General features: G+C 67.4%; 11 protein-coding genes, 1 tRNA gene and 3 rRNA genes. 3 read left to right on the top strand and 12 right to left on the bottom strand.

The genetic code is table 11. From position 1 onward, the window contains the following. Nucleotides 1–27: 27 nt before the first annotated feature. The 4 genes from OG802_RS26320 to OG802_RS26305 form a co-directional block, all read right to left on the bottom strand. Nucleotides 28–867 carry a helix-turn-helix domain-containing protein gene (locus OG802_RS26320; protein WP_329414259.1) on the bottom strand — a complete coding sequence of 280 codons (840 nt, stop codon included), beginning with the start codon at nt 865–867 and terminating at the stop codon, nt 28–30. Nucleotides 868–1,124: 257 nt separating this feature from the next. After that, nucleotides 1,125–3,872 (bottom strand): DNA translocase FtsK, encoded by a 2,748-nt coding sequence (locus OG802_RS26315; protein WP_329414258.1) that lies wholly within the window; start codon nt 3,870–3,872, stop codon nt 1,125–1,127. Between the two features lie 175 nt (nt 3,873–4,047). Then, on the bottom strand, nt 4,048–4,734 hold the full coding sequence (locus OG802_RS26310; protein ID WP_329414256.1) for a response regulator: 687 nt from the start codon (nt 4,732–4,734) through the stop codon (nt 4,048–4,050). Between the two features lie 274 nt (nt 4,735–5,008). Continuing rightward, nucleotides 5,009–10,471 (bottom strand): HAMP domain-containing protein, encoded by a 5,463-nt coding sequence (locus OG802_RS26305; protein ID WP_329414255.1) that lies wholly within the window; start codon nt 10,469–10,471, stop codon nt 5,009–5,011. 375 nt (nt 10,472–10,846) lie between these two features. Between OG802_RS26305 and OG802_RS26300 the strand changes: the two genes are divergently transcribed. After that, nucleotides 10,847–13,588, top strand: a complete 2,742-nt coding sequence (locus OG802_RS26300; RefSeq protein ID WP_329414254.1) for a SpoIIE family protein phosphatase — start codon at nt 10,847–10,849, stop codon at nt 13,586–13,588. A gap of 55 nt (nt 13,589–13,643) precedes the next feature. Here OG802_RS26300 and OG802_RS26295 read toward each other — a convergent pair. The 7 genes from OG802_RS26295 to thyX form a co-directional block, all read right to left on the bottom strand. Next, a tRNA-Thr gene (locus OG802_RS26295) sits at nt 13,644–13,719 on the bottom strand. A 235-nt stretch (nt 13,720–13,954) separates the two neighbouring features. After that, nucleotides 13,955–14,071 (bottom strand): 5S ribosomal RNA (rrf, locus tag OG802_RS26290). A gap of 91 nt (nt 14,072–14,162) precedes the next feature. Continuing rightward, nucleotides 14,163–17,285: ribosomal RNA gene (locus tag OG802_RS26285) — 23S ribosomal RNA — on the bottom strand. A gap of 315 nt (nt 17,286–17,600) precedes the next feature. Then, nucleotides 17,601–19,126 (bottom strand): 16S ribosomal RNA (locus OG802_RS26280). The 16S, 23S and 5S rRNA genes sit together here with 1 tRNA gene alongside, the layout of an rRNA operon. 520 nt (nt 19,127–19,646) lie before the next feature. Continuing rightward, nucleotides 19,647–21,332, bottom strand: coding sequence for a ribonuclease J (locus tag OG802_RS26275; protein WP_329414252.1), 1,686 nt, complete (start codon nt 21,330–21,332; stop codon nt 19,647–19,649). Nucleotides 21,333–21,460: 128 nt separating this feature from the next. Continuing rightward, on the bottom strand, nt 21,461–22,360 hold the full coding sequence (dapA, locus tag OG802_RS26270; protein ID WP_329414250.1) for a 4-hydroxy-tetrahydrodipicolinate synthase: 900 nt from the start codon (nt 22,358–22,360) through the stop codon (nt 21,461–21,463). A 203-nt stretch (nt 22,361–22,563) separates the two neighbouring features. Continuing rightward, complete coding sequence (thyX, locus tag OG802_RS26265) at nt 22,564–23,304, bottom strand: FAD-dependent thymidylate synthase (protein WP_329414249.1); 741 nt, start codon at nt 23,302–23,304, stop codon at nt 22,564–22,566. A 205-nt stretch (nt 23,305–23,509) separates the two neighbouring features. On the opposite strand from thyX, the gene OG802_RS26260 reads away from it, so the two are divergent. Beyond that, on the top strand, nt 23,510–23,746 hold the full coding sequence (locus OG802_RS26260) for a hypothetical protein (protein WP_329414248.1): 237 nt from the start codon (nt 23,510–23,512) through the stop codon (nt 23,744–23,746). 101 nt (nt 23,747–23,847) lie between these two features. Continuing rightward, nucleotides 23,848–24,399, top strand: a complete 552-nt coding sequence (locus OG802_RS26255) for a hypothetical protein (protein ID WP_329414247.1) — start codon at nt 23,848–23,850, stop codon at nt 24,397–24,399. A 91-nt stretch (nt 24,400–24,490) separates the two neighbouring features. Here the strand turns inward: OG802_RS26255 and OG802_RS26250 are convergent, their stop codons facing one another. Further along, nucleotides 24,491–24,946 carry a hypothetical protein gene (locus OG802_RS26250; protein ID WP_329414245.1) on the bottom strand — a complete coding sequence of 152 codons (456 nt, stop codon included), beginning with the start codon at nt 24,944–24,946 and terminating at the stop codon, nt 24,491–24,493. Nucleotides 24,947–24,951 lie beyond the last annotated feature (5 nt).

The following is a 24,951-nucleotide window of genomic DNA, read 5'->3' as shown; positions in this document are numbered from 1 at the left end:
GCCCCGTCGCGTGCGGGTACTGCGGGCTCATCCCGCCTGCGGGTCGCCCTTGGTGTACGTCAGCCGCTCCACCGCTCCGGGGCGGAAGTCGTCGTTGAGCTTCTTGCCGTTGACGAAGAGATCGATCGCGCCGGCGTCGCCGAGCACGAGGTTGATCTTCTCGCTGTCCTGGAAGGTCTTGGAGTCGCCCTTCTTGAGCAGGCCGTCGAAGAGCAGCCTGCCGTTGTGGTCCTTGGCCGCGACCCAGCTGCGGCCGTCCGCGGCGCTGACCTGGACGGTCACCTTGTCCTGCGGGGCGGCGGCGATGGCGCTGTCGGACGGCGCGGGCTTGCGGTCGACGGGCTTGTCGGTCTTCGGCGTGGGCGAGGCGGTCTTCCCCGCGGTGGGGGTGGCGCCCTCGGCGGCCTGTTCCTTCGCTCCGCCGTCGTCGCCGCCCTTGAAGGCGGTGAAGCCGACGAAGCCGACGACGGCGACGATCGCGGCGACCATGGCCGCGGTCCAGTTCGGCCCGCGGCGCTCGGGGCGGATGCGTTCCGCCTCGAAGAGGGGCGCGGCCGGGGTCGGGGCGGGGCGGCCGCCGTGGGTGGCGTCGTAGCGCTCGATGAGCGGGGCAGGGTCGAGGCGGACGGCCCTGGCCAGCGTCCGGATGTGCCCGCGCGCGTAGACGTCCCCGCCGCAGGGGGCGAAGTCGTCCGCCTCGATGGCGTGGATGATGGCGATGCGGACGCGGGTGGCGGTGCTGACGTCGTCGACCGTCAGCCCGGCCTCGATGCGCGCCTGTCGCAGGGCGCGACCGATCGAGACGGGGGCTTCTTCGGACGGGTCTTCGAACGGACGCTCGTCTTCGGGGGAGTTGCCGATGGACACGGGGGCGCCTTTCGAGCGTGTAGCCACCTGTGCTGGAGGTTCAGTCTAGGGGGGGTGCCGAACGGAGGGGCAACCGGGCGGTACGACTTTGTACGCCATCGGTATGGCCGGTCATACCGATGACGGGCCGGTTACGGCCCCGGCGGGGAGCCGCACCTGTCCTCTCGCTCAACTGGACGTATGCCAAAGGGAAACGGTTGCCCACTGCTCTCTAACGGGTGAGTCACGGCCGGGCGCCCCTTTCCCTCGACGGACGTCTACCCCTCAGACTGCCCCCGGATCACGGCGAGGACGCCGTCCAACTCGTCCGGCTTCACGAGAACGTCACGCGCCTTGGAGCCCTCGCTCGGGCCGACGATGTTGCGGGACTCCATGAGGTCCATGAGCCGGCCGGCCTTGGCGAAGCCCACGCGCAGCTTGCGCTGGAGCATGGACGTGGAGCCGAACTGGGTGGAGACGACCAGCTCGGCCGCCTGGCACAGCAGGTCCAGGTCGTCGCCGATGTCCTCGTCGATCTCCTTCTTCTGCTTGGCGCCGACGGTGACGTCGTCCCGGAAGACGGGCGCCATCTGGTCCTTGCAGTGCTGGACGACCGCCGCGACCTCGGCCTCGGTCACGAAGGCGCCCTGCATACGGGTGGGCTTGTTGGCGCCCATCGGCAGGAACAGCCCGTCGCCCTTGCCGATCAGCTTCTCGGCGCCCGGCTGGTCGAGGATGACGCGCGAGTCGGCGAGCGAGGAGGTGGCGAAGGCGAGCCGTGAGGGCACGTTCGCCTTGATCAGGCCGGTGACGACGTCGACCGAGGGGCGCTGGGTGGCGAGCACCAGGTGGATGCCTGCCGCGCGCGCGAGCTGGGTGATCCGCACGATGGAGTCCTCGACGTCCCTCGGCGCGACCATCATCAGGTCGGCGAGCTCGTCGACGATCACCAGCAGGTACGGGTACGGCTGGAGCTCGCGTTCGCTGCCCTCGGGCGGCTTGACGGTCCCTTCGCGCACCGCGCGGTTGAAGTCGTCGATGTGCCGGTAGCCGTAGGCGGCGAGGTCGTCGTAGCGCAGGTCCATCTCGCGGACGACCCACTGCAGTGCCTCGGCGGCCCGTTTGGGGTTGGTGATGATGGGCGTGATGAGGTGGGGGATGCCCTCGTAGGCGGTCAGCTCCACGCGCTTGGGGTCGACGAGGATCATCCGGACGTCCTCGGGGGTGGCCCGGATCATGACCGAGGTGATCAGGCAGTTGATGCAGGACGACTTGCCGGAACCGGTGGCGCCCGCGACCAGGATGTGCGGCATCTTCGCCAGCGAGTGCATGACGTAGCCGCCCTCGACGTCCTTGCCGAAGGCGACCAGCATCGGGTCGTCGTCCTCGGCGGACTCGGCGAGCCGCAGCACGTCGCCGAGGTTGACCATCTCGCGGTCGGTGTTCGGGATCTCGATGCCGACCGCGGACTTGCCCGGGATCGGGCTGATGATCCGTACGTCCGGGCTGGCCACGGCGTAGGCGATGTTCTTCGCCAGCGCGGTGATCCGCTCGACCTTCACGGCCGGACCGAGCTCGACCTCGTAGCGCGTGACCGTCGGCCCGCGGGTGAAACCGGTGACGGCGGCGTCCACCTTGAACTCGGTGAAGACGTTCGTCAGCGAGGCGACGACGGCGTCGTTGGCGGCGCTGCGCGCCTTGCCGGGGCCGCCGCGCTCCAGGAGGTCGAGCGAGGGCAGGGCGTAGGTGATGTCGCCGGACAGCTGGAGCTGCTCGGCGCGCGCGGGCATCTCGCGCGGCGCCTCGGGGGCCGCCTTCGTCAGATCCGGTACCGCTCCCCCGGTGTTCGTTTTCTGCTGCCGGGGCCGGCCGGCCGGCGCGGGGACGGGCGTGGGCACGGGGGTCGGCACGGGAGTCGGCGTGGTCGGTTCCCCGTCGGCCGTGGTCACGCCCTGCGTGAGGTCGGCGACGATCCGCGAGGGCGGCATGCCGTGCAGGACGGCGCCGTCGAGGTCGGCCGCCGCGGCCGCGGCGATGTCCACGGCGTCCATGCGGCGGTCCATGGCCGGCTGGGGCACGGCGGAGCGCCTGGGGCGGCCGCGTCGCCGGGTCAGCGCCTCCTGCTCGGCGCTGTCGGGGTCGTACGCCTCGGGGGCGCTCGTGCGCCGTCGGGGGCGCGCGGGGAGCGCCTCACGCCACTGCTCGTCGTAGCGGGCGTCGTCGTCGCCGAACTCGTCGTACGCGTCCTCCTCCGGGTCGCGCAGCAGGCCGAGGGTCACACCGAGCCGGCGTAGCCGCTGCGGGACGGCGTTGACCGGGGTGGCCGTGACGACCAGCAGTCCGAAGACGGTGAGCAGCACCAGCATCGGTACGGCGAGGACCTCGCCCATCGTGTAGGTGAGGGGGGTCGCCACGCTCCAGCCGATGAGGCCGCCGGCGTCCCTTATGGCCTGCATGCCGGCGCTGCGGGCGGGCGCGCCGCAGGCGATGTGGACCTGTCCGAGCACGCCGATGACGAGGGCCGACAGACCGATCACGATCCGGCCGTTGGCCTCGGGCTTCTCGGGATGGCGGACGAAGCGCACGGCGACGACGGCGAACAGGATCGGCACGAGCAGGTCGAGCCGTCCGAACGCGCCGGTCACCAGGATCTCGACGAGGTCGCCCACGGGGCCGCGCAGATCGGCCCAGGTGCCCGCGGCGACGATCAGCGCGACGCCGAACAGCAGCAGCGCGACGCCGTCCTTGCGGTGGGCCGGGTCGAGGTTCTTGGCGCCGTTCCCTATGCCGCGGAACACGGCGCCGACGGCGTGCGCCAGTCCCAGCCACACGGCGCGCACGAGCCGGTACACGCCCCCGGTGGGGCTGGGCGCGGGTGGGGGCGCGGGTTTTCTGGCCGCGGCTTTCCTGGCGGGCGCCTTCTTCGCCGGGACCTTCTTCGCGGCGGCCTTCTTCGCCGGAGCCTTCGCCGGAGCGGCCGCCTTCCTGGCGGGCTGCTTCTTGGCTGCGGAGGGACGTGAGGCCATGGTGTGAGGTTACCGGTGGAGACCACTGGGGACACGTGTGCCCACTGCTTCACCCGTTCGTGTCGCCCGCGCCACGGTGCCGGACTGACGCGTGCGGTCCGCTGTGCGGGGGAACTGACGCGCCCTCATGCACAACTTGTGCGTCGCACGCGTCAGTTCCGGCGGGTTCTTCCGTTCAGTTCGGCGAGGGCAGCGAGGCGGCCCCGCCGCCCGTGCCCGGCTCCAGGGCGTCCAGCGCGCGCCGCAGACCGGTGAGTTTGCGCTCCAGGTGGGCCGCCGTGGCCACCGCCGCCGCGTCCGCCGACTCGTCGTCCAGTTGCTTGGACAGGGCCTCGGCCTGCTCCTCGACGGCCGCGAGGCGCGCGGAGAGTTCCGCGAGCAGCCCGGCCGGCTCCTTGACGTCGCCGCCCGCGACGGCCCTGCCGCCGCCCTCCAACTGCAGCCGCAGCAACGCCGCCTGCTCCCGCAGTTGACAGTTCTTCATGTACAGCTCGACGAACACCGAGACCTTCGCACGCAGCACCCACGGGTCGAACGGCTTGGAGATGTAGTCCACCGCGCCGGCCGCGTACCCGCGGAAGGTGTGGTGCGGCCCGTGGTTGATCGCGGTGAGGAAGATGATCGGGATGTCCCTGGTCCGCTCCCGCCGCTTGATGTGCGCGGCCGTCTCGAAGCCGTCCATTCCCGGCATCTGGACGTCCAGCAGGATGACCGCGAAGTCGTCCGTCAGCAGTGCTTTGAGCGCCTCTTCCCCGGACGATGCCCGCACCAGCGTCTGATCGAGCGCAGAGAGGATCGCCTCCAGCGCCAGCAGATTCTCCGGCCGGTCATCGACCAGGAGGATCTTGGCCTTCTGCACCATGGCCCGCCCTCCTCGCCCCGGCAGTGCACCGGGCGCCGCCCCTGGGGACGACTCCTTTGCGCCGCCCTTCCTTGTGCCGGTCATGGTAGCCGCACCCCGACCGTCGCCACACCCTGTCACCGTGATGTCACTGTGCACATAGCAGGAACGCGGCGCAGGACCAGAAGGTTCCCCGCATCGCGCCCCGCCACACGGCGACGGCCACCCTGAGTCAGCAACTCCCGGCCCGCACCGAAGGTTCCCGTCACGCCCAGGGTTCCCGTCGGGCGGCGCCTCACTCCTGCCTCATCCACTGCTGCATCACCGACAACAGGTGATCGGGGTCGACCGGCTTCGTCACGTAGTCGGAGGCGCCCGACTCGATCGCCTTCTCGCGGTCGCCCTTCATCGCCTTCGCGGTGAGCGCGATGATCGGCAGCCCCGAGAACTGCGGCATCCGCCGGATCGCCGTCGTCGTCGCGTAGCCGTCCATCTCCGGCATCATGATGTCCATCAGGACGACCGCCACGTCGTCGTGCTGCTCCAGGACCTCGATGCCCTCCCGGCCGTTCTCCGCGTACAGCACCGACAGGCCGTGCTGTTCCAGGACGCTGGTCAGCGCGAACACGTTGCGGATGTCGTCGTCGACGATGAGCACCTTCTCCCCGCCGAACTTGATGCCCGCGCGCGCGGGCGCCTCCGCCTGCTGGGCGCGGGCCGGCCACTGGTCGGGCCTGCCGACCTGCTCACCGCCGCTCACCAGCCGCCGCCGGCGCCGGAAGAGCGCCGCCGGACCGTTCTGCGCGTCCCGGTACGACCGCACCTCGGCCGGCGTCTGGATCTCCGCCGGGGACAGCTCCGACAGCTCCGCCGCCCCGTTCTCCGACGCCACCAGGTCGCCGGCCTCCAGGGCGGGCACCACCTGCTGGTAGCCCTGCGGCGGCAGCTCGCTCGGGTGCAGCGGCAGGTACAGCGTGAAGGTGGAGCCGCGTCCCGGCTCGCTCTGCGCGTGGATCTCGCCGCCGAGCAGCTGCGCGATCTCCCGCGAGATCGACAGTCCGAGGCCCGTGCCGCCGTACTTGCGGCTGGTCGTCCCGTCCGCCTGCTTGAACGCCTCGAAGATCACCCGCATCTTGCTGGCCGCGATCCCGATGCCGGTGTCGGTCACCGAGAACGCGATCAGCGGGGCGTCCGGGTCGGTCAGCGAGCCGGCCTCCAGCAACTGCTCGCGGATCGCCACCGGCACCTCCGCGCCGGCCGGCCTGATGACCAGCTCCACCGACCCGGAGTCGGTGAACTTCACCGCGTTGGACAACAGGTTGCGCAGCACCTGCAGCAGCCGCTGCTCGTCCGTGTGCAGCGTGGCCGGCAGCTCCGGCGACACCCGCACCGACAGGTCCAGGCCCTTCTCCGCGGTGAGCGGACGGAAGGTGGCCTCCACGTAGTCGACCAGCTGGACGAGCGCGATACGCGTCGGCGAGACGTCCATCTTGCCCGCCTCCACCTTGGACAGGTCCAGGATGTCGTTGATCAGCTGGAGCAGGTCGGAACCGGCCCCGTGGATCGTCTCGGCGAACTCGACCTGCTTGGGCGAGAGATTGCCCTCCGCGTTGTCCGCGAGCAGCTTCGCCAGGATCAGCAGCGAGTTGAGCGGCGTGCGCAACTCGTGCGACATGTTGGCGAGGAACTCGCTCTTGTAACGCATCGACACCGCGAGCTGCTCGGCCCGCTCCTCCAGGACCTGCCGCGCCTCCTCGATCTCGGTGTTCTTCACCTCGATGTCGCGGTTCTGCTGGGCCAGCAGCTCGGCCTTCTCCTCCAGTTCGGCGTTGGACGCCTGCAAGGCCTTCTGCCGCTGCTCCAACTCCGCGGAACGCTCGCGCAGTTGCTCGGTCAGCTCCTGCGACTGCTTCAGCAGCTGCTCCGTCTTGGTGTTGACGGAGATCGTGTTGACGCTGGTCGCGATCATCTCGGCGAGCTGGTTGAGGAAGTCCTTCTGGATCTGCGTGAACGGCGTGAACGACGCCAGCTCGATCACGCCGAGCACCTGGCCCTCGAACAGCACCGGCAGCACGATCACCTGCGCGGGCGGCGCCTCGCCGAGCCCCGAGGCGATCTTCAGATAGCCGCTCGGGGCGTTCGCCACGAGGATCGTGCGCTTCTCCTCGGCCGCCGTCCCCACCAGCGCCTCACCCGGCCGGAACGACGACGGCATGGACCCCATCGAGTACCCGTACGAGCCCAGCATCCGCAGCTCGTAGAGGTCCGCGTCCCCGTCGGCCGGCGGCATCGCCAGGAAGAACGCGCCGTGCTGCGCCGCCACCAGCGGCGGCAGCTCGCTCATGATCAGCGAGGCGACGTCCTGGAGGTCGCGCCGACCCTGCATCAGAGCCGACACACGCGCGAGGTTGCCCTTGAGCCAGTCCTGCTCCTTGTTCGCGATCGTGGTGTCGCGCAGGTTGGCGATCATCTTGTTGATGTAGTCCTGGAGCTCCTGGATCTCCCCGGACGCGTCCACGTCGATCTTGAGGTTCAGGTCGCCGCGGGTCACCGCGGTCGCCACGCGCGCGATGGCCCGCACCTGCCGGGTCAGGTTCCCGGCCATCTCGTTCACCGACTCCGTCAGGTCGCGCCAGGTGCCGTCGACGTCACGCACGCGTGCCTGACCGCCCAGCTGCCCTTCGGTGCCCACCTCACGGGCCACCCGGGTGACCTCCTCGGCGAACGACGACAGCTGGTCGACCATCGTGTTGATGGTCGTCTTCAGCTCGAGGATCTCCCCGCGCGCGTCGATGTCGATCTTCTTCGTCAGGTCGCCCTTGGCGATGGCCGTCGTGACCATGGCGATGTTGCGCACCTGGCCGGTCAGGTTGGACGCCATCCCGTTCACCGAGTCGGTGAGGTCCTTCCAGGTGCCCGCCACCCCCGGCACATGCGCCTGACCGCCCAGGATCCCGTCCGTGCCCACCTCACGGGCCACCTTGGTGACCTGCTCGGCGAACGAGCTCAGCGTCCTCACCATCGTGTTGAACGTGTCGGCGAGCTGCTGCACCTCGCCGCGCGCCTCGATGGTCACCTGCCGCGTCAGGTCGCCGTTGGCGACGGCCGCCGCGACCTGCGAGATGTTGCGCACCTGCATGGTCAGGTTCTTGGCCATCAGGTTGACGTTGCCGCTGAGGTCCTTCCAGATGCCCGTGACGCCCGGCACGTGCGCCTGACCGCCCAGGATGCCCTCGGTGCCCACCTCACGGGCCACCCGGGTCACCTGCTCGGCGAACGACGACAGCTGGTCGACCATCGTGTTGACGGTGGTGACCAGCTCCAGGATCTCGCCCTTGGCGTCGACCGTGATCTTCTTCGACAGATCGCCCTTGGCGACCGCCGTCGTGACCTCCGCGATCTGGCGCACCTGGATGGTCAGGTTGTTCGCCATGAAGTTCACCGACTGCGTGAGGTCCTTCCAGGTGCCGGAGACGCCCTGCACCTCGGCCTGGCCGCCGAGCTGCCCCTCCGTACCCACCTCACGGGCCACCCGGGTGACCTCCTGGGCGAACGACGACAGCTGGTCGACCATCGTGTTCAGGGTGTTCTTCAGCTCCAGGATCTCCCCGCGCGCGTCCACGGTGATCTTCTGGGAGAGGTCACCGCGGGCCACCGCGGTGGCGACCTGGGCGATGTTGCGCACCTGGGCGGTCAGGTTGCCCGCCATGCCGTTCACCGAGTCCGTCAGGTCACGCCACACACCGGCCACACCGGGCACTTGCGCCTGCCCGCCGAGACGCCCCTCGGTGCCCACGTCCCGCGCCACCCGGGTCACCTGGTCGGCGAAGGCGGAGAGCTGGTCGACCATCGTGTTGATGGTGTTCTTCAGCTCCAGGATCTCCCCGCGCGCGTCCACGTCGATCTTCTGCGACAGGTCGCCCCGCGCCACCGCCGTCGTCACCTGGGCGATGTTGCGCACCTGCGAGGTCAGGTTCCCGGCCATGGAGTTCACGGAGTCCGTGAGCTCCTTCCAGGTGCCCGACACCCCGTCCACCCGGGCCTGACCGCCCAGCCGGCCCTCGGTGCCCACGTCCCGCGCCATCCGCGTCACCTGGTCGGCGAACGACGACAGCTGGTCCACCATCGTGTTCACGGTGTTCTTCAGCTGCGCCATCTCACCGGACACGTCCACGGTGACCTTCTGCGACAGGTCGCCGTTGGCCACCGCCGTGGTCACCTGCGCGATGTTCCTCACCTGTCCGGTGAGATTCCTGAACGCCGTGTTGACGGAGTCCGTCAGGTCCTTCCACGTGCCGGCCGCGCCCGACACCTGCGCCTGACCGCCCAGCTCGCCCTCGACGCCGATCTCCCGCGCCACCCGCGTCACCTCGGCGCCGAACGCCGACAGCTGGTCCACCATCCCGTTGACGGTGTTCTTCAGCTCCAGCATCTCGCCGGCCACGTCCACCGTGACCTTCTGCGACAGATCGCCGCTGGCCACCGCCGTCGTCACCGCCGCGATGTCCCGCACCTGCGTGGTCAGGTTCCGGAACACCGTGTTGACCGAGTCCGTCAGGTCCTTCCAGGTGCCCGCCGCGCCCGGCACGTTCGCCTGACCGCCCAGCTGCCCCGCGGCGCCCACCTCGTTGGCGACGCGCGTGACCTCGTCCGCGAAGGTCCGCAGCGTCTCCGTCATCTGGTTGATCGTGTCCGCGAGCTGCGCGACCTCACCGCGCGCGGAAACCGTTACCTTCTGCGACAGATCGCCGTTGGCGACCGCCGTCGTCACCTCCGCGATCCCGCGCACCTGGGCCGTCAGGTTCCCGGCCATGGTGTTCACCGAATCGGTGAGTTCCTTCCACACCCCGTCCACACCGGACACCTGCGCCTGCCCGCCGAGAATGCCCTCGGTGCCCACCTCGCGGGCGACCCGGGTCACCTCCGACGAGAACGCCGAGAGCTGGTCCACCATCGTGTTGACGGTGTTCTTCAGCTCGAGCATCTCGCCCTCGACGTGAACCGTCACCTTCCGTGACAGATCACCCTTGGCCACCGCCGTCGTCACCAGCGCGATGTCCCGCACCTGCGCCGTCAGCCGGTACGCCATCGTGTTGACGGACTCCGTGAGGTCCTTCCACGAACCCGACATACCGCGCACCTGGGCCTGACCGCCCAGCTTGCCCTCGGTGCCCACCTCGCTGGCCACGCGCGTGACCTCGTCGGTGAACGTCGACAACTGGTCGACCAGGTTGTTCACCGTCCGCCCGACCTTCAGGAACTCCCCGCGCAGCGGATGCCCGGTCCCCTCCGGGGTGTGCGTCCGCAACTCCATCCGCGACGACAGATCACCCTCGGCGACCGCCGACAGCACCCGGCCGACCTCGGAGACCGGACGTACGAGGTCGTCGACCAGCGCGTTCGAGTTGTCGATCGCGGTCGCCCAGGACCCCTCGCAGGCCCCCGTCTCCAGCCGCTCGGTGAGCTTCCCCTCACGCCCCACCATGCGCCGCACCCGCGACAGCTCACCCGTGAGATGCAGATTGCGGTCCGCGACCTCGTTGAACACGGCGGCGATCTCCGACATCACGCCGTCGCCGGAGACCGTGAGCCGCTTGCGGAAGTTCCCGTCCCGCATGGACGCCAGAGCCGTGAGCAAACGGTCCAGAGCTGCCGTGTCCACGACAGTGGTACCTCCGCGTGGGGTGCGTGGCCTGCTCAGAGACTGTCCGCCTTTCGCGCGCGTCTTAGTGCCCCGCGTCGCTGCGCCAGACTCCACGTTGTCCCTCCCGCAGGGGTCGACCGTTACCACTGTGCCCGGATGCCGCTCGCCGCCGTTCCTGGGTACCACCCGGTACCGCGCCCGACACGACCGGGCGAGCCCGGAGGGCTGCTGCCCGCCGAACCAGGACGACACTCACTCCGCCCGGACCTTCACCACAAGCCTGCCCAGTGTTTCACCATTGCCGAACCAGGCCATAACAGTTCGGCAGCTTCGCACACGGTCCGCACACCCTCGGGCGGAAACACCGTGACCGGCATCCGCACGGCCCCGGAAGGTAAGTAACCTTGCATGCGGCTGTCCAGCCACACCGGTCCGACGGTCTGGGCGGTGGCACCGGCACTAGCGGGCATCGGAGGGGCGGCCGCACACATGACCACCGGACTGATCCCGGGGGGACACCCCCCGGACCCCCGGCCCTCAGCCGCGCGCACGCCCCACCAGCGCCGCGACCCGGTCGGCCGGGGAGCCCTGTCCGCAGACAACCGGCCGAGGAGTTCTGTGATCACCGCGCGCGCGGCCGCCAGCTTCGAGCCCGTCGGGCGATCGGTGGCGACCGCCCGGTCCTTCGTCCGCGACACCCTCCAGGGCTGGGGCTTCGCCGACATCATCGACGACGCCGTCGTCCTCACCAGTGAACTGGTGACCAACGCGGTCGTCCACGCCGGCACCCACGCCGACGTCCTGTGCCTGCGCAGCGACGACGGCGTCCGCATCGAGGTGGCCGACCGGTATCCCGAGCGCGAGATCCCCCTCCAGGGCTCCCTCGCCACCATGGGCAACCCCGACCGCGAAGGCGGCCGCGGACTCCAGCTGTGCGCCGCCATCGCCGCCCGCTGGGGCGTCGAGTACACCCCCACCCAGAAGCAGGTCTGGTTCCGGCTCGACCTCCCCGACCGCCCGGTGGGCACCCGCGCGGCCGGCCCCTCCCTCCCGGCCGACCTCCTGCCGCTCGCCGACAGCCGGGTGCGCGTCGCCGTGGTCCAGATCGACCGCACGGGCGCCATCTCCGCCTGGAACGAGGACGCCGAGGAACTCTTCGGCTACGCCGCCGACCAGGTCACCGGCAAGCCCCTCACCGACCTCGCCGCCTGGCCGCACACCCCCGGCACCAGCACCGGCATCGTGGAGGCCCTCCAACTCTCGCGCTGGGAGGGCAGTTACGGCATCCGCGCCGCCGACGGCCGCGTCACACCGGTCTACGCCTCCCATCTGCGGGTCCGCGACACCGGCGGCGAGCCCTCCACCGTCTGCCTGCTCGTCCGCAACCACGAACGCGCGGTCCTGCAGACGCCGTTGCGCGTCCCGGCCTCCGACACGAACACCGGCTCCGACGGCCAGAGCACGGACCCCTTCGAGGTGTTCATCGGCTCCCCCGCGCCGGACGACCTCGACGGTCTCCTCCAGCGCACGGTGGAGCGGGCCCGCGACATGCTCGACGCCGACTCCGCCTTCCTCCTCCTGGCCACCGACGACGAGACCGAGCTGGAGGTCCGCGCCTCCACCGGCCTGCCCTCGGCCCGGCAGCGCTTCGCACGCGTGCCCGTCGAGGCGGGCCCCGGCCGCTACGGCTCGGCCCGCATGCCGGCCGTCCACGAGGACCTCCTGGCCGTCCCCGGCGCCGTCCCGCTGCTGAGCGGCACGGGCATGCGCTCCGTCGTCACCGTGCCCCTGAAGGTCGAGGGCCGCCTGACGGGCTCCCTCGGCGTGGCGGCGGAAGCCGCGGGCCGCTACTCCAACGAGGAGGCCCTGCGCCTTCAGTTCGCGGCCGACCGCATCGCGCTGGCCGTGGAGTCGGCCCGCCTGGGCGAGCTGGAACGCCTGCGCCGGGGCTCCCTGAGCTTCCTCGTCGAAGCCTCCGACCTCCTCGCGGGCACCCTGGACCGCGACCAGACCCTGGCCCTGATGGCCCAGATGACGGTGCCGACGCTGGCCACCTGGTGCGCGGTCTACACGATCGCCGACCAGGCCTCCGAGCCCTATCTGTCGTACGTCCTGCACGAGGACGAGGAACTCATCGACGGCATCAAGTCGTTGCTGTCGAAGGTCCCGCCCCCGGACCCGGTCCCCACCCCCGGCGCGCGCGTCTGGGCGGCCCCCGCCGAGGCCGCGCACGACGCGGCCCTGCGCAGCTCCATGCGCAGCCTGGGCCTGACCGGCGGCCCCACCCACCAGGTGGCCTCCGGCATCGGTCCGACGCTCGCCACGGCCTCCGCGGTCGGCGGCGAGACCGTCGTCCTCCCCCTGGTCGCCCGCAACCGCGTGATCGGCATGCTGACCCTCGGCAAGCCCACCGACGAGCACTTCCGCCAGGAGATCCTCGAACTGGCCGAGGACCTGAGCCGCAGGGCGGCCCTCGCCCTGGACAACGCCCGCCTGTACTCCGAGCGCACGGCCATCAGCCAGGCCCTCCAGCGCAGCCTCCTGCCCCCGGAACTCCCGTCCATCGACGGCGTCGAGGTCGAGGTCATCTACCGCGCGGCCGGCGAGGGCAACGAGGTCGGCGGCGATTTCTACGACGTCTTCCCGATCAGCGACGGCGCGTACGGCTTCGCCATCGGCGACGTGTGCGGCACGGGCCCGAACGCCGCGGCGGTGACGGGCCTGGCGCGGCACGCGCTCAGGCTCCTGGCCCGGGAGGGCCTCAGCGGCCCGGCGGTGCTGGAGCGCCTGAACTCGGCCATCCTCGACGAGGGGGCGCGCAGCCGCTTCCTCACTCTCCTCTACGGCGAGATGCGCCCGCAGGCGGACGGCAGCGCGGAGTTGAAGGTGGTCTGCGCGGGCCACCCGCTGCCCCTGCGCCTCCGCCAGGACGGCACGGTCGAGCCGGCCGCCGAACCCCAGCCGCTCCTGGGCGTCATGGAGGACCTGGAGCTGTACGAGGAGTCGGTGACCCTCGACCCGGGCGACGTCCTGCTGTGCGTCACGGACGGCGTCACCGAACGCCGCGAGGGCACCCGCATGCTGGGCGACGACGGCCTCGCCGACGTCCTCACCACGTGCACGGGCCTCACGGCCGGCGCGGTCGCCGCGCGCATCATGCGTGCCGTGGAGCGCTTCGCGTCCGACGCCCCTTCCGACGACATGGCCATCCTGGCGATGCGCGTGGCGTGAGAATCAGCCCGGACATGAGAAAAGCCCCCGCCCGAAAGGGCGGAGGCTTTTTTCGTGGAGCCCCCTAACGGAATCGAACCGTTGACCTTCTCCTTACCATGGAGACGCTCTGCCGACTGAGCTAAGGGGGCTGGTCACTTTTCGAGGTTTCCCTCGCGGCAACGGAATAGAGCATACCCCGAACAAGCCGATGTTCTCAAACCCGTTCGGGCGGCGGTCTGAACCCGTTGGTGCGGGGCCTGCGGCAGCCCGCCGCTCGCCTCGCAGGCCGCCACGGCTCGACGCCGGCCCGAAAGCCGACGAACAACAACGCCCCGAACGCAGGAAACCCCCGCACCAACGGTGCGGGGGTTTCCCATACAATTTGTTCGGCGGTGTCCTACTCTCCCACAGGGTCCCCCCTGCAGTACCATCGGCGCTGTAAGGCTTAGCTTCCGGGTTCGGAATGTAACCGGGCGTTTCCCTCACGCTATGACCACCGAAACACTATGAAACTGTCAGCCGCACCACACCCGTGACCATGGGCATGGGGCTGTTCGTGGTTTCAGAACCAACACAGTGGACGCGAGCAACTGAGGACAAGCCCTCGGCCTATTAGTACCAGTCAGCTTCACCCATTACTGGGCTTCCACATCCGGCCTATCAACCCAGTCGTCTACTGGGAGCCTTACCCCATCAAGTGGGTGGGAATACTCATCTCGAAGCAGGCTTCCCGCTTAGATGCTTTCAGCGGTTATCCCTCCCGAACGTAGCCAACCAGCCATGCCCTTGGCAGAACAACTGGCACACCAGAGGTTCGTCCGTCCCGGTCCTCTCGTACTAGGGACAGCCCTTCTCAATATTCCTGCGCGCGCAGCGGATAGGGACCGAACTGTCTCACGACGTTCTAAACCCAGCTCGCGTACCGCTTTAATGGGCGAACAGCCCAACCCTTGGGACCGACTCCAGCCCCAGGATGCGACGAGCCGACATCGAGGTGCCAAACCATCCCGTCGATATGGACTCTTGGGGAAGATCAGCCTGTTATCCCCGGGGTACCTTTTATCCGTTGAGCGACGGCGCTTCCACAAGCCACCGCCGGATCACTAGTCCCGACTTTCGTCCCTGCTCGACCCGTCGGTCTCACAGTCAAGCTCCCTTGTGCACTTACACTCAACACCTGATTGCCAACCAGGCTGAGGGAACCTTTGGGCGCCTCCGTTACTCTTTAGGAGGCAACCGCCCCAGTTAAACTACCCATCAGACACTGTCCCTGATCCGGATCACGGACCCAGGTTAGACATCCAGCACGACCAGAGTGGTATTTCAACGACGACTCCACAACCACTGGCGTGGCCGCTTCAAAGTCTCCCACCTATCCTACACAAGCCGAACCGAACACCAATATCAAACTGTAGTAAAGGTCCCGGGGTCTTTCCGTCCTGCTGCGCGAAACGAGCATCTTTACTCGTAGTGCAATTTCACCGGGCCTATGGTTGAGACAGTCGAGAAGTCGTTACGCCATTCGTGCAGGTCGGAACTTACCCGACAAGGAATTTCGCTACCTTAGGATGGTTATAGTTACCACCGCCGTTTACTGGCGCTTAAGTTCTCAGCTTCGCCACACCGAAATGTGACTAACCGGTCCCCTTAACGTTCCAGCACCGGGCAGGCGTCAGTCCGTATACATCGCCTTACGGCTTCGCACGGACCTGTGTTTTTAGTAAACAGTCGCTTCTCGCTGGTCTCTGCGGCCACACCCAGCTCGAGGAGCAAGTCCTCTCACCAAACGTGGCCCCCCTTCTCCCGAAGTTACGGGGGCATTTTGCCGAGTTCCTTAACCATAGTTCACCCGAACGCCTCGGTATTCTCTACCTGACCACCTGAGTCGGTTTAGGGTACGGGCCGCCATGAAACTCGCTAGAGGCTTTTCTCGACAGCATAGGATCATCCACTTCGCCACAATCGGCTCGGCATCAGGTCTCAGACTATATGGTGTGCGGATTTGCCTACACACCGTCCTACACCCTTACCCCGGGACAACCACCGCCCGGGATGGACTACCTTCCTGCGTCACCCCATCACTCACCTACTACAAGTCTGGTTCGCCGGCTCCACCACTTTCCATTCCCCGAAGGGTCCGGAACGGCTTCACGGACTTAGCATCGCCTGGTTCGATGTTTGACGCTTCACAGCGGGTACCGGAATATCAACCGGTTATCCATCGACTACGCCTGTCGGCCTCGCCTTAGGTCCCGACTTACCCTGGGCAGATCAGCTTGACCCAGGAACCCTTAGTCAATCGGCGCACACGTTTCTCACGTGTGAATCGCTACTCATGCCTGCATTCTCACTCGTGAACCGTCCACAACTACCTTCCGGTGCTGCTTCACCCGGCACACGACGCTCCCCTACCCATCACGATCCCCGTTGGGGGTATGTATCGCAATGACACGACTTCGGCGGTACGCTTGAGCCCCGCTACATTGTCGGCGCGGAATCACTAGACCAGTGAGCTATTACGCACTCTTTCAAGGGTGGCTGCTTCTAAGCCAACCTCCTGGTTGTCTGTGCGACTCCACATCCTTTCCCACTTAGCGTACGCTTAGGGGCCTTAGTCGATGCTCTGGGCTGTTTCCCTCTCGACCATGGAGCTTATCCCCCACAGTCTCACTGCCGCGCTCTCACTTACCGGCATTCGGAGTTTGGCTAAGGTCAGTAACCCGGTAGGGCCCATCGCCTATCCAGTGCTCTACCTCCGGCAAGAAACACACGACGCTGCACCTAAATGCATTTCGGGGAGAACCAGCTATCACGGAGTTTGATTGGCCTTTCACCCCTAACCACAGGTCATCCCCCAGGTTTTCAACCCTGGTGGGTTCGGTCCTCCACGAAGTCTTACCTCCGCTTCAACCTGCCCATGGCTAGATCACTCCGCTTCGGGTCTTGAGCGTGCTACTAAAAACGCCCTGTTCGGACTCGCTTTCGCTACGGCTTCCCCACTCGGGTTAACCTCGCAACACACCGCAAACTCGCAGGCTCATTCTTCAAAAGGCACGCAGTCACGAGAATGGAGCAAGCTCCATTCCGACGCTCCCACGGCTTGTAGGCACACGGTTTCAGGTACTATTTCACTCCGCTCCCGCGGTACTTTTCACCATTCCCTCACGGTACTATCCGCTATCGGTCACCAGGGAATATTTAGGCTTAGCGGGTGGTCCCGCCAGATTCACACGGGATTTCTCGGGCCCCGTGCTACTTGGGTGTCTCTCAAACGAGCCGCTGATGTTTCGACTACGGGGGTCTTACCCTCTACGCCGGACCTTTCGCATGTCCTTCGCCTACATCAACGGTTTCTGACTCGTCTCACGGCCGGCAGACCGTAAAAGAGAGATCCCACAACCCCGTATGCGCAACCCCTGCCGGGTCTCACACGCATACGGTTTGGCCTCATCCGGTTTCGCTCGCCACTACTCCCGGAATCACGGTTGTTTTCTCTTCCTGCGGGTACTGAGATGTTTCACTTCCCCGCGTTCCCTCCACACTGCCTATGTGTTCAGCAGCGGGTGACAGCCCATGACGACTGCCGGGTTTCCCCATTCGGAAACCCCCGGATCAAAGCCTGGTTGACGACTCCCCGGGGACTATCGTGGCCTCCCACGTCCTTCATCGGTTCCTGGTGCCAAGGCATCCACCGTGCGCCCTTAAAAACTTGGCCACAGATGCTCGCGTCCACTGTGCAGTTCTCAAACAACGACCAGCCACCCATCACCCCCAACCTGAGCTGGAGTTCACTGGGGCCGGCATCAGAAGGACGACCTTGCGGCCCTGCCCTCAGACACCCAACAGCGTGCCCGGCCCTCCCGCCGCTTCCCTCATTCGTTCCACGCCCCGAAGGACAGTACTGGAAGGAGAAGACAGTCAAGAGTGCCGAATAATCAACGTTCCACCCTTGAGCAACCAGCATCGGACGTTCGCCGATGAACTGGCCTCTGACCTCACCCCGGAGGGATCGGTGAGAAGTGCTCCTTAGAAAGGAGGTGATCCAGCCGCACCTTCCGGTACGGCTACCTTGTTACGACTTCGTCCCAATCGCCAGTCCCACCTTCGACAGCTCCCTCCCACAAGGGGTTGGGCCACCGGCTTCGGGTGTTACCGACTTTCGTGACGTGACGGGCGGTGTGTACAAGGCCCGGGAACGTATTCACCGCAGCAATGCTGATCTGCGATTACTAGCAACTCCGACTTCATGGGGTCGAGTTGCAGACCCCAATCCGAACTGAGACCGGCTTTTTGAGATTCGCTCCACCTCACGGTTTCGCAGCTCTTTGTACCGGCCATTGTAGCACGTGTGCAGCCCAAGACATAAGGGGCATGATGACTTGACGTCGTCCCCACCTTCCTCCGAGTTGACCCCGGCAGTCTCCTGTGAGTCCCCATCACCCCGAAGGGCATGCTGGCAACACAGAACAAGGGTTGCGCTCGTTGCGGGACTTAACCCAACATCTCACGACACGAGCTGACGACAGCCATGCACCACCTGTACACCGACCACAAGGGGGCGACCATCTCTGGCCGTTTCCGGTGTATGTCAAGCCTTGGTAAGGTTCTTCGCGTTGCGTCGAATTAAGCCACATGCTCCGCTGCTTGTGCGGGCCCCCGTCAATTCCTTTGAGTTTTAGCCTTGCGGCCGTACTCCCCAGGCGGGGAACTTAATGCGTTAGCTGCGGCACCGACGACGTGGAATGTCGCCAACACCTAGTTCCCACCGTTTACGGCGTGGACTACCAGGGTATCTAATCCTGTTCGCTCCCCACGCTTTCGCTCCTCAGCGTCAGTAATGGCCCAGAGATCCGCCTTCGCCACCGGTGTTCCTCCTGATATCTGCGCATTTCACCGCTACACCAGGAATTCCGATCTCCCCTACCACACTCTAGTCTGCCCGTATCGAATGCAGACCCGGGGTTAAGCCCCGGGCTTTCACATCCGACGCGACAGACCGCCTACGAGCTCTTTACGCCCAATAATTCCGGACAACGCTTGCGCCCTACGTATTACCGCGGCTGCTGGCACGTAGTTAGCCGGCGCTTCTTCTGCAGGTACCGTCACTTTCGCTTCTTCCCTGCTGAAAGAGGTTTACAACCCGAAGGCCGTCATCCCTCACGCGGCGTCGCTGCATCAGGCTTTCGCCCATTGTGCAATATTCCCCACTGCTGCCTCCCGTAGGAGTCTGGGCCGTGTCTCAGTCCCAGTGTGGCCGGTCGCCCTCTCAGGCCGGCTACCCGTCGTCGCCTTGGTGAGCCATTACCTCACCAACAAGCTGATAGGCCGCGGGCTCATCCTTCACCGCCGGAGCTTTCAACCCCCACCCATGCGAGTGGAAGTGGTATCCGGTATTAGACCCCGTTTCCAGGGCTTGTCCCAGAGTGAAGGGCAGATTGCCCACGTGTTACTCACCCGTTCGCCACTAATCCCCACCGAAGTGGTTCATCGTTCAACTTGCATGTGTTAAGCACGCCGCCAGCGTTCGTCCTGAGCCAGGATCAAACTCTCCGTGAATGTTTTCCCGTAATCGGGACCACACATCACGAGAGCGGAACGGTCAGGCGGAATAGGCCCGACCGTTCACAGCGTCCTCGCTGTGTTTTTTTCAAAGGAACCTCATCCTCGGCTTTCACGGCCGGGGACGGGGTATCAACATATCTGGCGTTGATTTTTGGCACGCTGTTGAGTTCTCAAGGAACGGACGCTTCCTTTGTACTCACCCGAACTTCTCGGGCTTTCCTCCGGGCGCTTCCCTTCGGTCTTGCGTTTCCGACTCTATCAGACCGTTTTCCGATCCGATTTCGTCGATGCTTTCCAGGTTCCCGCTTTTGTTTCGCGGTTTCCTTTCCGGCGGTTCCGACTTTATCAGAAGTTCTGAGTCGGTTTTCCCGGCCCCTCCCGGGTTCGGTCCCGACGCGCAAGGCGTCGAGGCGTTCCCGCTCGGGCGGAGCCGTAAACGTACTGGAGCGGGGCTGCCCGATGCAAATCGGGTGGCCCCGCTCCTGGTTCACCTGTACGGCGGGTCGTGCGCCGGTCAGACCTCGACGACGACCGGGAGGATCATCGGCCTGCGGCGATAGGTGTCGGATACCCACTTGCCCAGTGTGCGGCGGATGAGCTGCTGGAGCTGATGGGGCTCCACGACGCCGTCCTGGGCGGAGCGTTCCAGGACCTCGGCGATCTTCGGGGTGACGGCCGTGAAGGCCGAGTCCTCGATGCCCGAGCCGCGGGCCTGGATGTGCGGACCGCCCGTGATCTTGCCGGTGGAGGAGTCCACGACGACGAAGACCGAGATGATGCCCTCGTCGCCGAGGATCTTCCGGTCCTTCAGGGCCGGCTCGCCCACGTCACCGACCGAGAGGCCGTCGACGTACACGTAGCCCGCCTGCACCTTGCCGGTGATCTTGGCCTTGCCCTCGACGAGGTCGACGACGACGCCGTCCTCCGCGATGACGATGCGGTCGTGCGGGACGCCGGTCAGGGCTCCCAGCTCGGCGTTGGCGCGCAGATGACGCCACTCGCCGTGGACCGGCATCAGGTTCTTCGGGCGGCAGATGTTGTAGAAGTACAGCAGCTCGCCCGCGGACGCGTGGCCCGAGACGTGCACCTTGGCGTTGCCCTTGTGGACGACGTGGGCTCCCCAGCGGGTCAGGCCGTTGATCACGCGGTAGACCGCGTTCTCGTTGCCGGGGATGAGCGACGAGGCCAGGATCACCGTGTCGCCCGGGACGATGCGGATCTGGTGGTCGCGATTGGCCATCCGGGACAGGGCCGCCATCGGCTCGCCCTGGGATCCCGTACAGACCAGGACCACCTCGTGGTCGGGGAGGTCGTCGAGCGTCTTGACGTCCACGACCAGACCCGGCGGGACCTTCAGATAGCCGAGGTCGCGGGCGATGCCCATGTTGCGGACCATCGAGCGGCCCACGAAGGCGACGCGGCGGCCGTACTCGTGCGCGGTGTCGAGGATCTGCTGGATGCGGTGGACGTGGCTCGCGAAGCTGGCCACGATGATCCGCTTGCGGGCGTTCGCGAAAACGGTGCGCAGGACGTTGGAGATGTCGCGCTCGGGCGGCACGAAGCCGGGGACCTCGGCGTTCGTCGAGTCGGAGAGGAGGAGGTCGATCCCCTCCTCGCTCAGACGGGCGAACGCGTGCAGGTCCGTGAGGCGGCCGTCCAGCGGGAGCTGGTCCATCTTGAAGTCGCCCGTGTGGACCGCCATGCCGGCCGGCGTGCGGATGGCGACCGCGAGAGCGTCCGGGATGGAGTGGTTGACGGCGATGAACTCGCAGTCGAACGGGCCGATGCGCTCCCGGTGCCCCTCCGTCACCTCGAGGGTGTACGGGCGGATCCGGTGCTCCTGGAGCTTGGCCTCGATCAGCGCGAGGGTCAGCTTGGAGCCGATCAGCGGGATGTCCGCCTTCTCCCGGAGGAGGTAGGGGACGGCGCCGATGTGGTCCTCGTGACCATGGGTGAGGACGATGCCCTCGATGTCGTCGAGGCGGTTCCTGATGGACGTGAAGTCCGGCAGGATCAGATCGATGCCGGGTTGCTCCTCCTCGGGGAAGAGCACACCGCAGTCGACGATCAGCAGGCGGCCGCCGTACTCGAAGACCGTCATGTTCCGGCCGATCTCACCGAGGCCGCCCAGCGGGGTGACGCGCAGGCCGCCCTCCGGCAGTGGCGGCGGCGGGGCGAGTTGTGGATGCGGATGACTCAAAAGACTCTCCTCACACACGCGCGCCACGTACCGGTGGGCACGTGGCGCGCATGACGTTCGTGCAGAAGCAGTTGTCGTTGTGGATCGCAGGCACCGGTGGCCTGCCTATTCAGTTGTGAAGTCCGTTGTCAGAGCTGTACCCCGCCCGCGGCAAGATCGATCTTGAGCTGCTCGATCTCTTCGGGCGAGCACTCGACCATCGGTGAGCGCAGCGGTCCGGCGGGCAGGCCCTGGAGCGCGAGCGCGGCCTTGGTCGTCATGACGCCCTGGGTGCGGAACATGCCCGTGTAGACGGGCAGCAGCTTCTGGTGGATCTCGGTGGCCTTCTGTACGTCGCCGGCGGTGAACGCCTCGACGAGGGCGCGCAGGTCCGGGGTGACCACGTGGCCGACCACCGAGACGAAGCCGACCGCGCCCACGGAGAGCAGCGGCAGGTTCAGCATGTCGTCGCCGGAGTACCAGGCGAGGCCGGAGCGCGCGATGGCCCAGCTCGCGCGGCCCAGGTCGCCCTTGGCGTCCTTGTTGGCGACGATCCGCGGGTGCTCGGCGAGCCGGACCAGCGTCTCGGTGCTGATCGGGACGCCGCTGCGACCGGGGATGTCGTAGAGCATGGCCGGCAGCGCGGTGGCATCGGCGACGGTCGTGAAGTGCCGGTACAGGCCCTCCTGTGGGGGCTTGTTGTAGTACGGGGTGACGACCAGGAGGCCGTGCGCGCCCGTCTTCTCCGCCGCCCGGGCCAGCTCCACGCTGTGGCGGGTGTCGTTGGTGCCGACTCCCGCGACGACGTGGGCGCGGTCTCCGACGGCCTCCAGGACGGCTCGTACCAGGTCCGATTTCTCCGCGTCACTGGTGGTGGGGGACTCGCCGGTGGTGCCGTTGACGATCAGGCCGTCGTTGCCTGCGTCCACCAGGTGGGCGGCGAGCCGCTGCGCGCCGTCGAGGTCGAGTGCGCCGTCCGCCGTGAAGGGCGTGACCATGGCGGTGAGGACCCGCCCGAAGGGGGTCTGCGGAGTGGAGGTCGGAGCCATGGGTGACACGCTACTCGTTGCTCACCGCGGGGTCTGCCCACGGGGTCCGGAAGGTCATGACAAAAGAGGAGCCCGGCACTGCCTGCTCGGGGGTTCAAGCAGTGCCGGGTCCGTTTGATCAGGCTAGATGAACTTCTCTAAATGCCGCAATACGGACACTTCGCACGGATGATCCGTACATACGTCTCCGTGACCGCGTCCCCTCAGGGGGCCACCCGGCCGTTGGCGTTGAAGGCGGCGTAGGTGAGGGGCATGAGCCGGGCCCATTCGGCCTCCATCTTCTCGCCCACCATCTCGATCTCCCGCTGCGGGAACGAGGGGACCTTCGCCAGCTCGTGCTGGGTGCGCAGGCCCAGGAAATGCATCAGGGAGCGCGCGTTGCAGGTGGCGTACATCGAGGAGAAGAGGCCGACCGGCAGGACCGCGCGGGCCACCTCACGGGCGACGCCGGCGGCGAGCATCTCCTGGTAGGCCCGGTAGGCCTGGCGGTAGGAGTCCTCCATGGTGCGGCTGACGAGTTCCTGCTGGTCCTCGGTGCCCTCGACGAAGACGTACTTGCCGGGCCGCCCCTGCTGGACGAGCTTGCGGTCCCCGCCGGGGACGTAGAAGACGGGCTGGAGCTCGCGGTAGCGTCCCGACTCCTCGTTGTAGGACCAGCCCACGCGGTGTCGCATGAACTCGCGGAACACGAAGATCGGGGCGCTGATGAAGAACGTCATCGAGTTGTGCTCGAACGGGCTGCCGTGGCGGTCCCGCATCAGGTAGTTGATCAGGCCCTTCGAACGTTCCGGGTCCTTGCCCAGCTCGTCCAGGGACTGCTCGCCGACGGTCGAGACGCGGGCGGCGAAGAGCACGTCGGCGTCGGACGCGGTGTGCTTGACCAGCTCGACGGTGACGTCGCTGCGGAAGCCGGGTTTGAGGTCGTCGGCGGGGCTGTCGGTCACGGTGCGGGGGTCCTTCCGTCGCGTCTTCGGAGCGGCGACAACTCTACGGGGACCGGCGGGGCGGGCTTCCGTCGGCGTGCCCGGAGGATTCGTGCGGGACGTCTGCCGATATGGGGCACGTTTTCGGGCACTCGCTCGTCTGAACCAGTGACGAGGTCCCCCTCGGCAGCGTCCTCACGACATCTCCCAGGAGGAAGTACCCACCATGTTCCGCCGGCGCGAGCCCGTACCCTTCGCCTTTCTCGCCGAGGCCGACAGGTTCCGTAGCAATGTCACTCCCCCGCCCCCCGAACGGTCCTCGGTGAGCCAGATAGCCGGGCGCTGGCTGCTGGGGCTCACCATCGTGGCCGCGCTGGTGGGCTCCCTGGTCGTCGGGATGCCGGCGCTGAGCCAGAACCAGCCCGCGCAGGGACCGCAGTCACAGGCCTCCCAGGGGCGCTGAGCACCGCGCCGCCGCCATCCGGCCCCCGAAGGTGGTGAGCCGGGACACAGCCGGATAGCCTCACCGGGCACAGCCCACGCATGGACGAGTGAGGACCAGCCGTGCCCCTGCCCTTCCTGACGGCCGACCGCGCGTTCGAGACGGCGGACGACGTCGCGTTGCCCTTCGACGACCGCGACCGCTGGCGGCGCCCCTACCGGCCCGGTCCCTGGCGGGTCGGCGCGGCCGCGCTGGCGTTGCTGCTCGCCTCGTACGTGCTGTTCGCGGCCGTCATCATCGCCCTGACCGGATCGGTGTCCGAGGCGGGGACGGTCTTCGGCTGCTCGCTCGTCGTCATCGCCGCCGCCCTGCGGCTGCTGCGCGTGGGAGTGTGGGTGAGCGACCGCGGACTGCGGCATGTGGGCTTCCTCCGCACGCGCACCCTGCCGTGGGAGCGGGTTCTGGCCGTGCGGACGGTCCAGCAGCCGGTGCGCTGGCTCGGGCTGCCGCGGACCGTGCAGGGCGAGGCGCTGACCGTCGTCCGGCGGGACGCGCCCGGTGAGGCGGTGCCGCTGCTCACCACGCACGGGGCGGACTTCCTGGCGCGCCCCGAGGCGTTCGACCGGGCGGCCGACGCCGTCGAGGCGTGGGCGTCGGAGAACCGGCGCGGCTGAGTCCGCGCAGAGGGACGTGAGGGCCGGCCCGCGGTGTCGCGGGCCGGCCCTTCTCGTGTGCGTGCGGTCGCGGCCGCCGGTAACCCGCTGTTCAGGCGGTGTGGACCGGCTTGCCGTCGTGCAGGGCGATCGCGCGCTGCATCGCCTTGCGGGCGCGGGGGGTGTCGCGGGCGTCGTGGTAGGCGACGGCGAGACGGAACCAGGTGCGCCAGTCCCCCGGCGCGGCCTCGGTCTCGGCCTTGCGCCGGGCGAACACCTCGTCGGCCGAGTCGCGGTCGACCCGGCCGCCGGGGGTGCGCCTCAGCTCGTCGACGGGCAGGCCGCCCTCGGCGTCGAGTTCGGCTGCGAGGGCGTTGGCCCGGCGGACGAACTGGGTGTTCTTCCACAGGAACCAGACGCCGATGACCGGCAGGATGAGCACCGCTACGCCGAAGGTGACGGTCAGGAGCGTGCCGGACTGGATGAGCATGACACCGCGGCTGCCGACCAGGACGAAGTAGAAGACCAGGACGGCGGCCGTGACGGCATAGGAGATCTTCGCGCGCATGACGT

It is taken from the genome of Streptomyces sp. NBC_00704 (genome assembly GCF_036226605.1).
Lineage (GTDB): Bacteria > Actinomycetota > Actinomycetes > Streptomycetales > Streptomycetaceae > Streptomyces.
The sequence above is the reverse complement of the archived record's forward strand: the minus strand, read 5'-3'. Positions and strand labels throughout refer to the sequence as shown.

Coding starts and splice junctions, on each gene's coding strand:
- OG802_RS26315 (WP_329414258.1), bottom strand. CDS start 3,872: ATGGCCTCACGTCCCTCCGCAGCCAAGAAGCAGCCCGCCAGGAAGGCG.
- OG802_RS26310 (WP_329414256.1), bottom strand. CDS start 4,734: ATGGTGCAGAAGGCCAAGATCCTCCTGGTCGATGACCGGCCGGAGAAT.
- OG802_RS26300 (WP_329414254.1), top strand. CDS start 10,847: ATGACCACCGGACTGATCCCGGGGGGACACCCCCCGGACCCCCGGCCC.
- dapA (WP_329414250.1), bottom strand. CDS start 22,360: ATGGCTCCGACCTCCACTCCGCAGACCCCCTTCGGGCGGGTCCTCACC.
- OG802_RS26260 (WP_329414248.1), top strand. CDS start 23,510: ATGTTCCGCCGGCGCGAGCCCGTACCCTTCGCCTTTCTCGCCGAGGCC.
- OG802_RS26250 (WP_329414245.1), bottom strand. CDS start 24,946: ATGCGCGCGAAGATCTCCTATGCCGTCACGGCCGCCGTCCTGGTCTTC.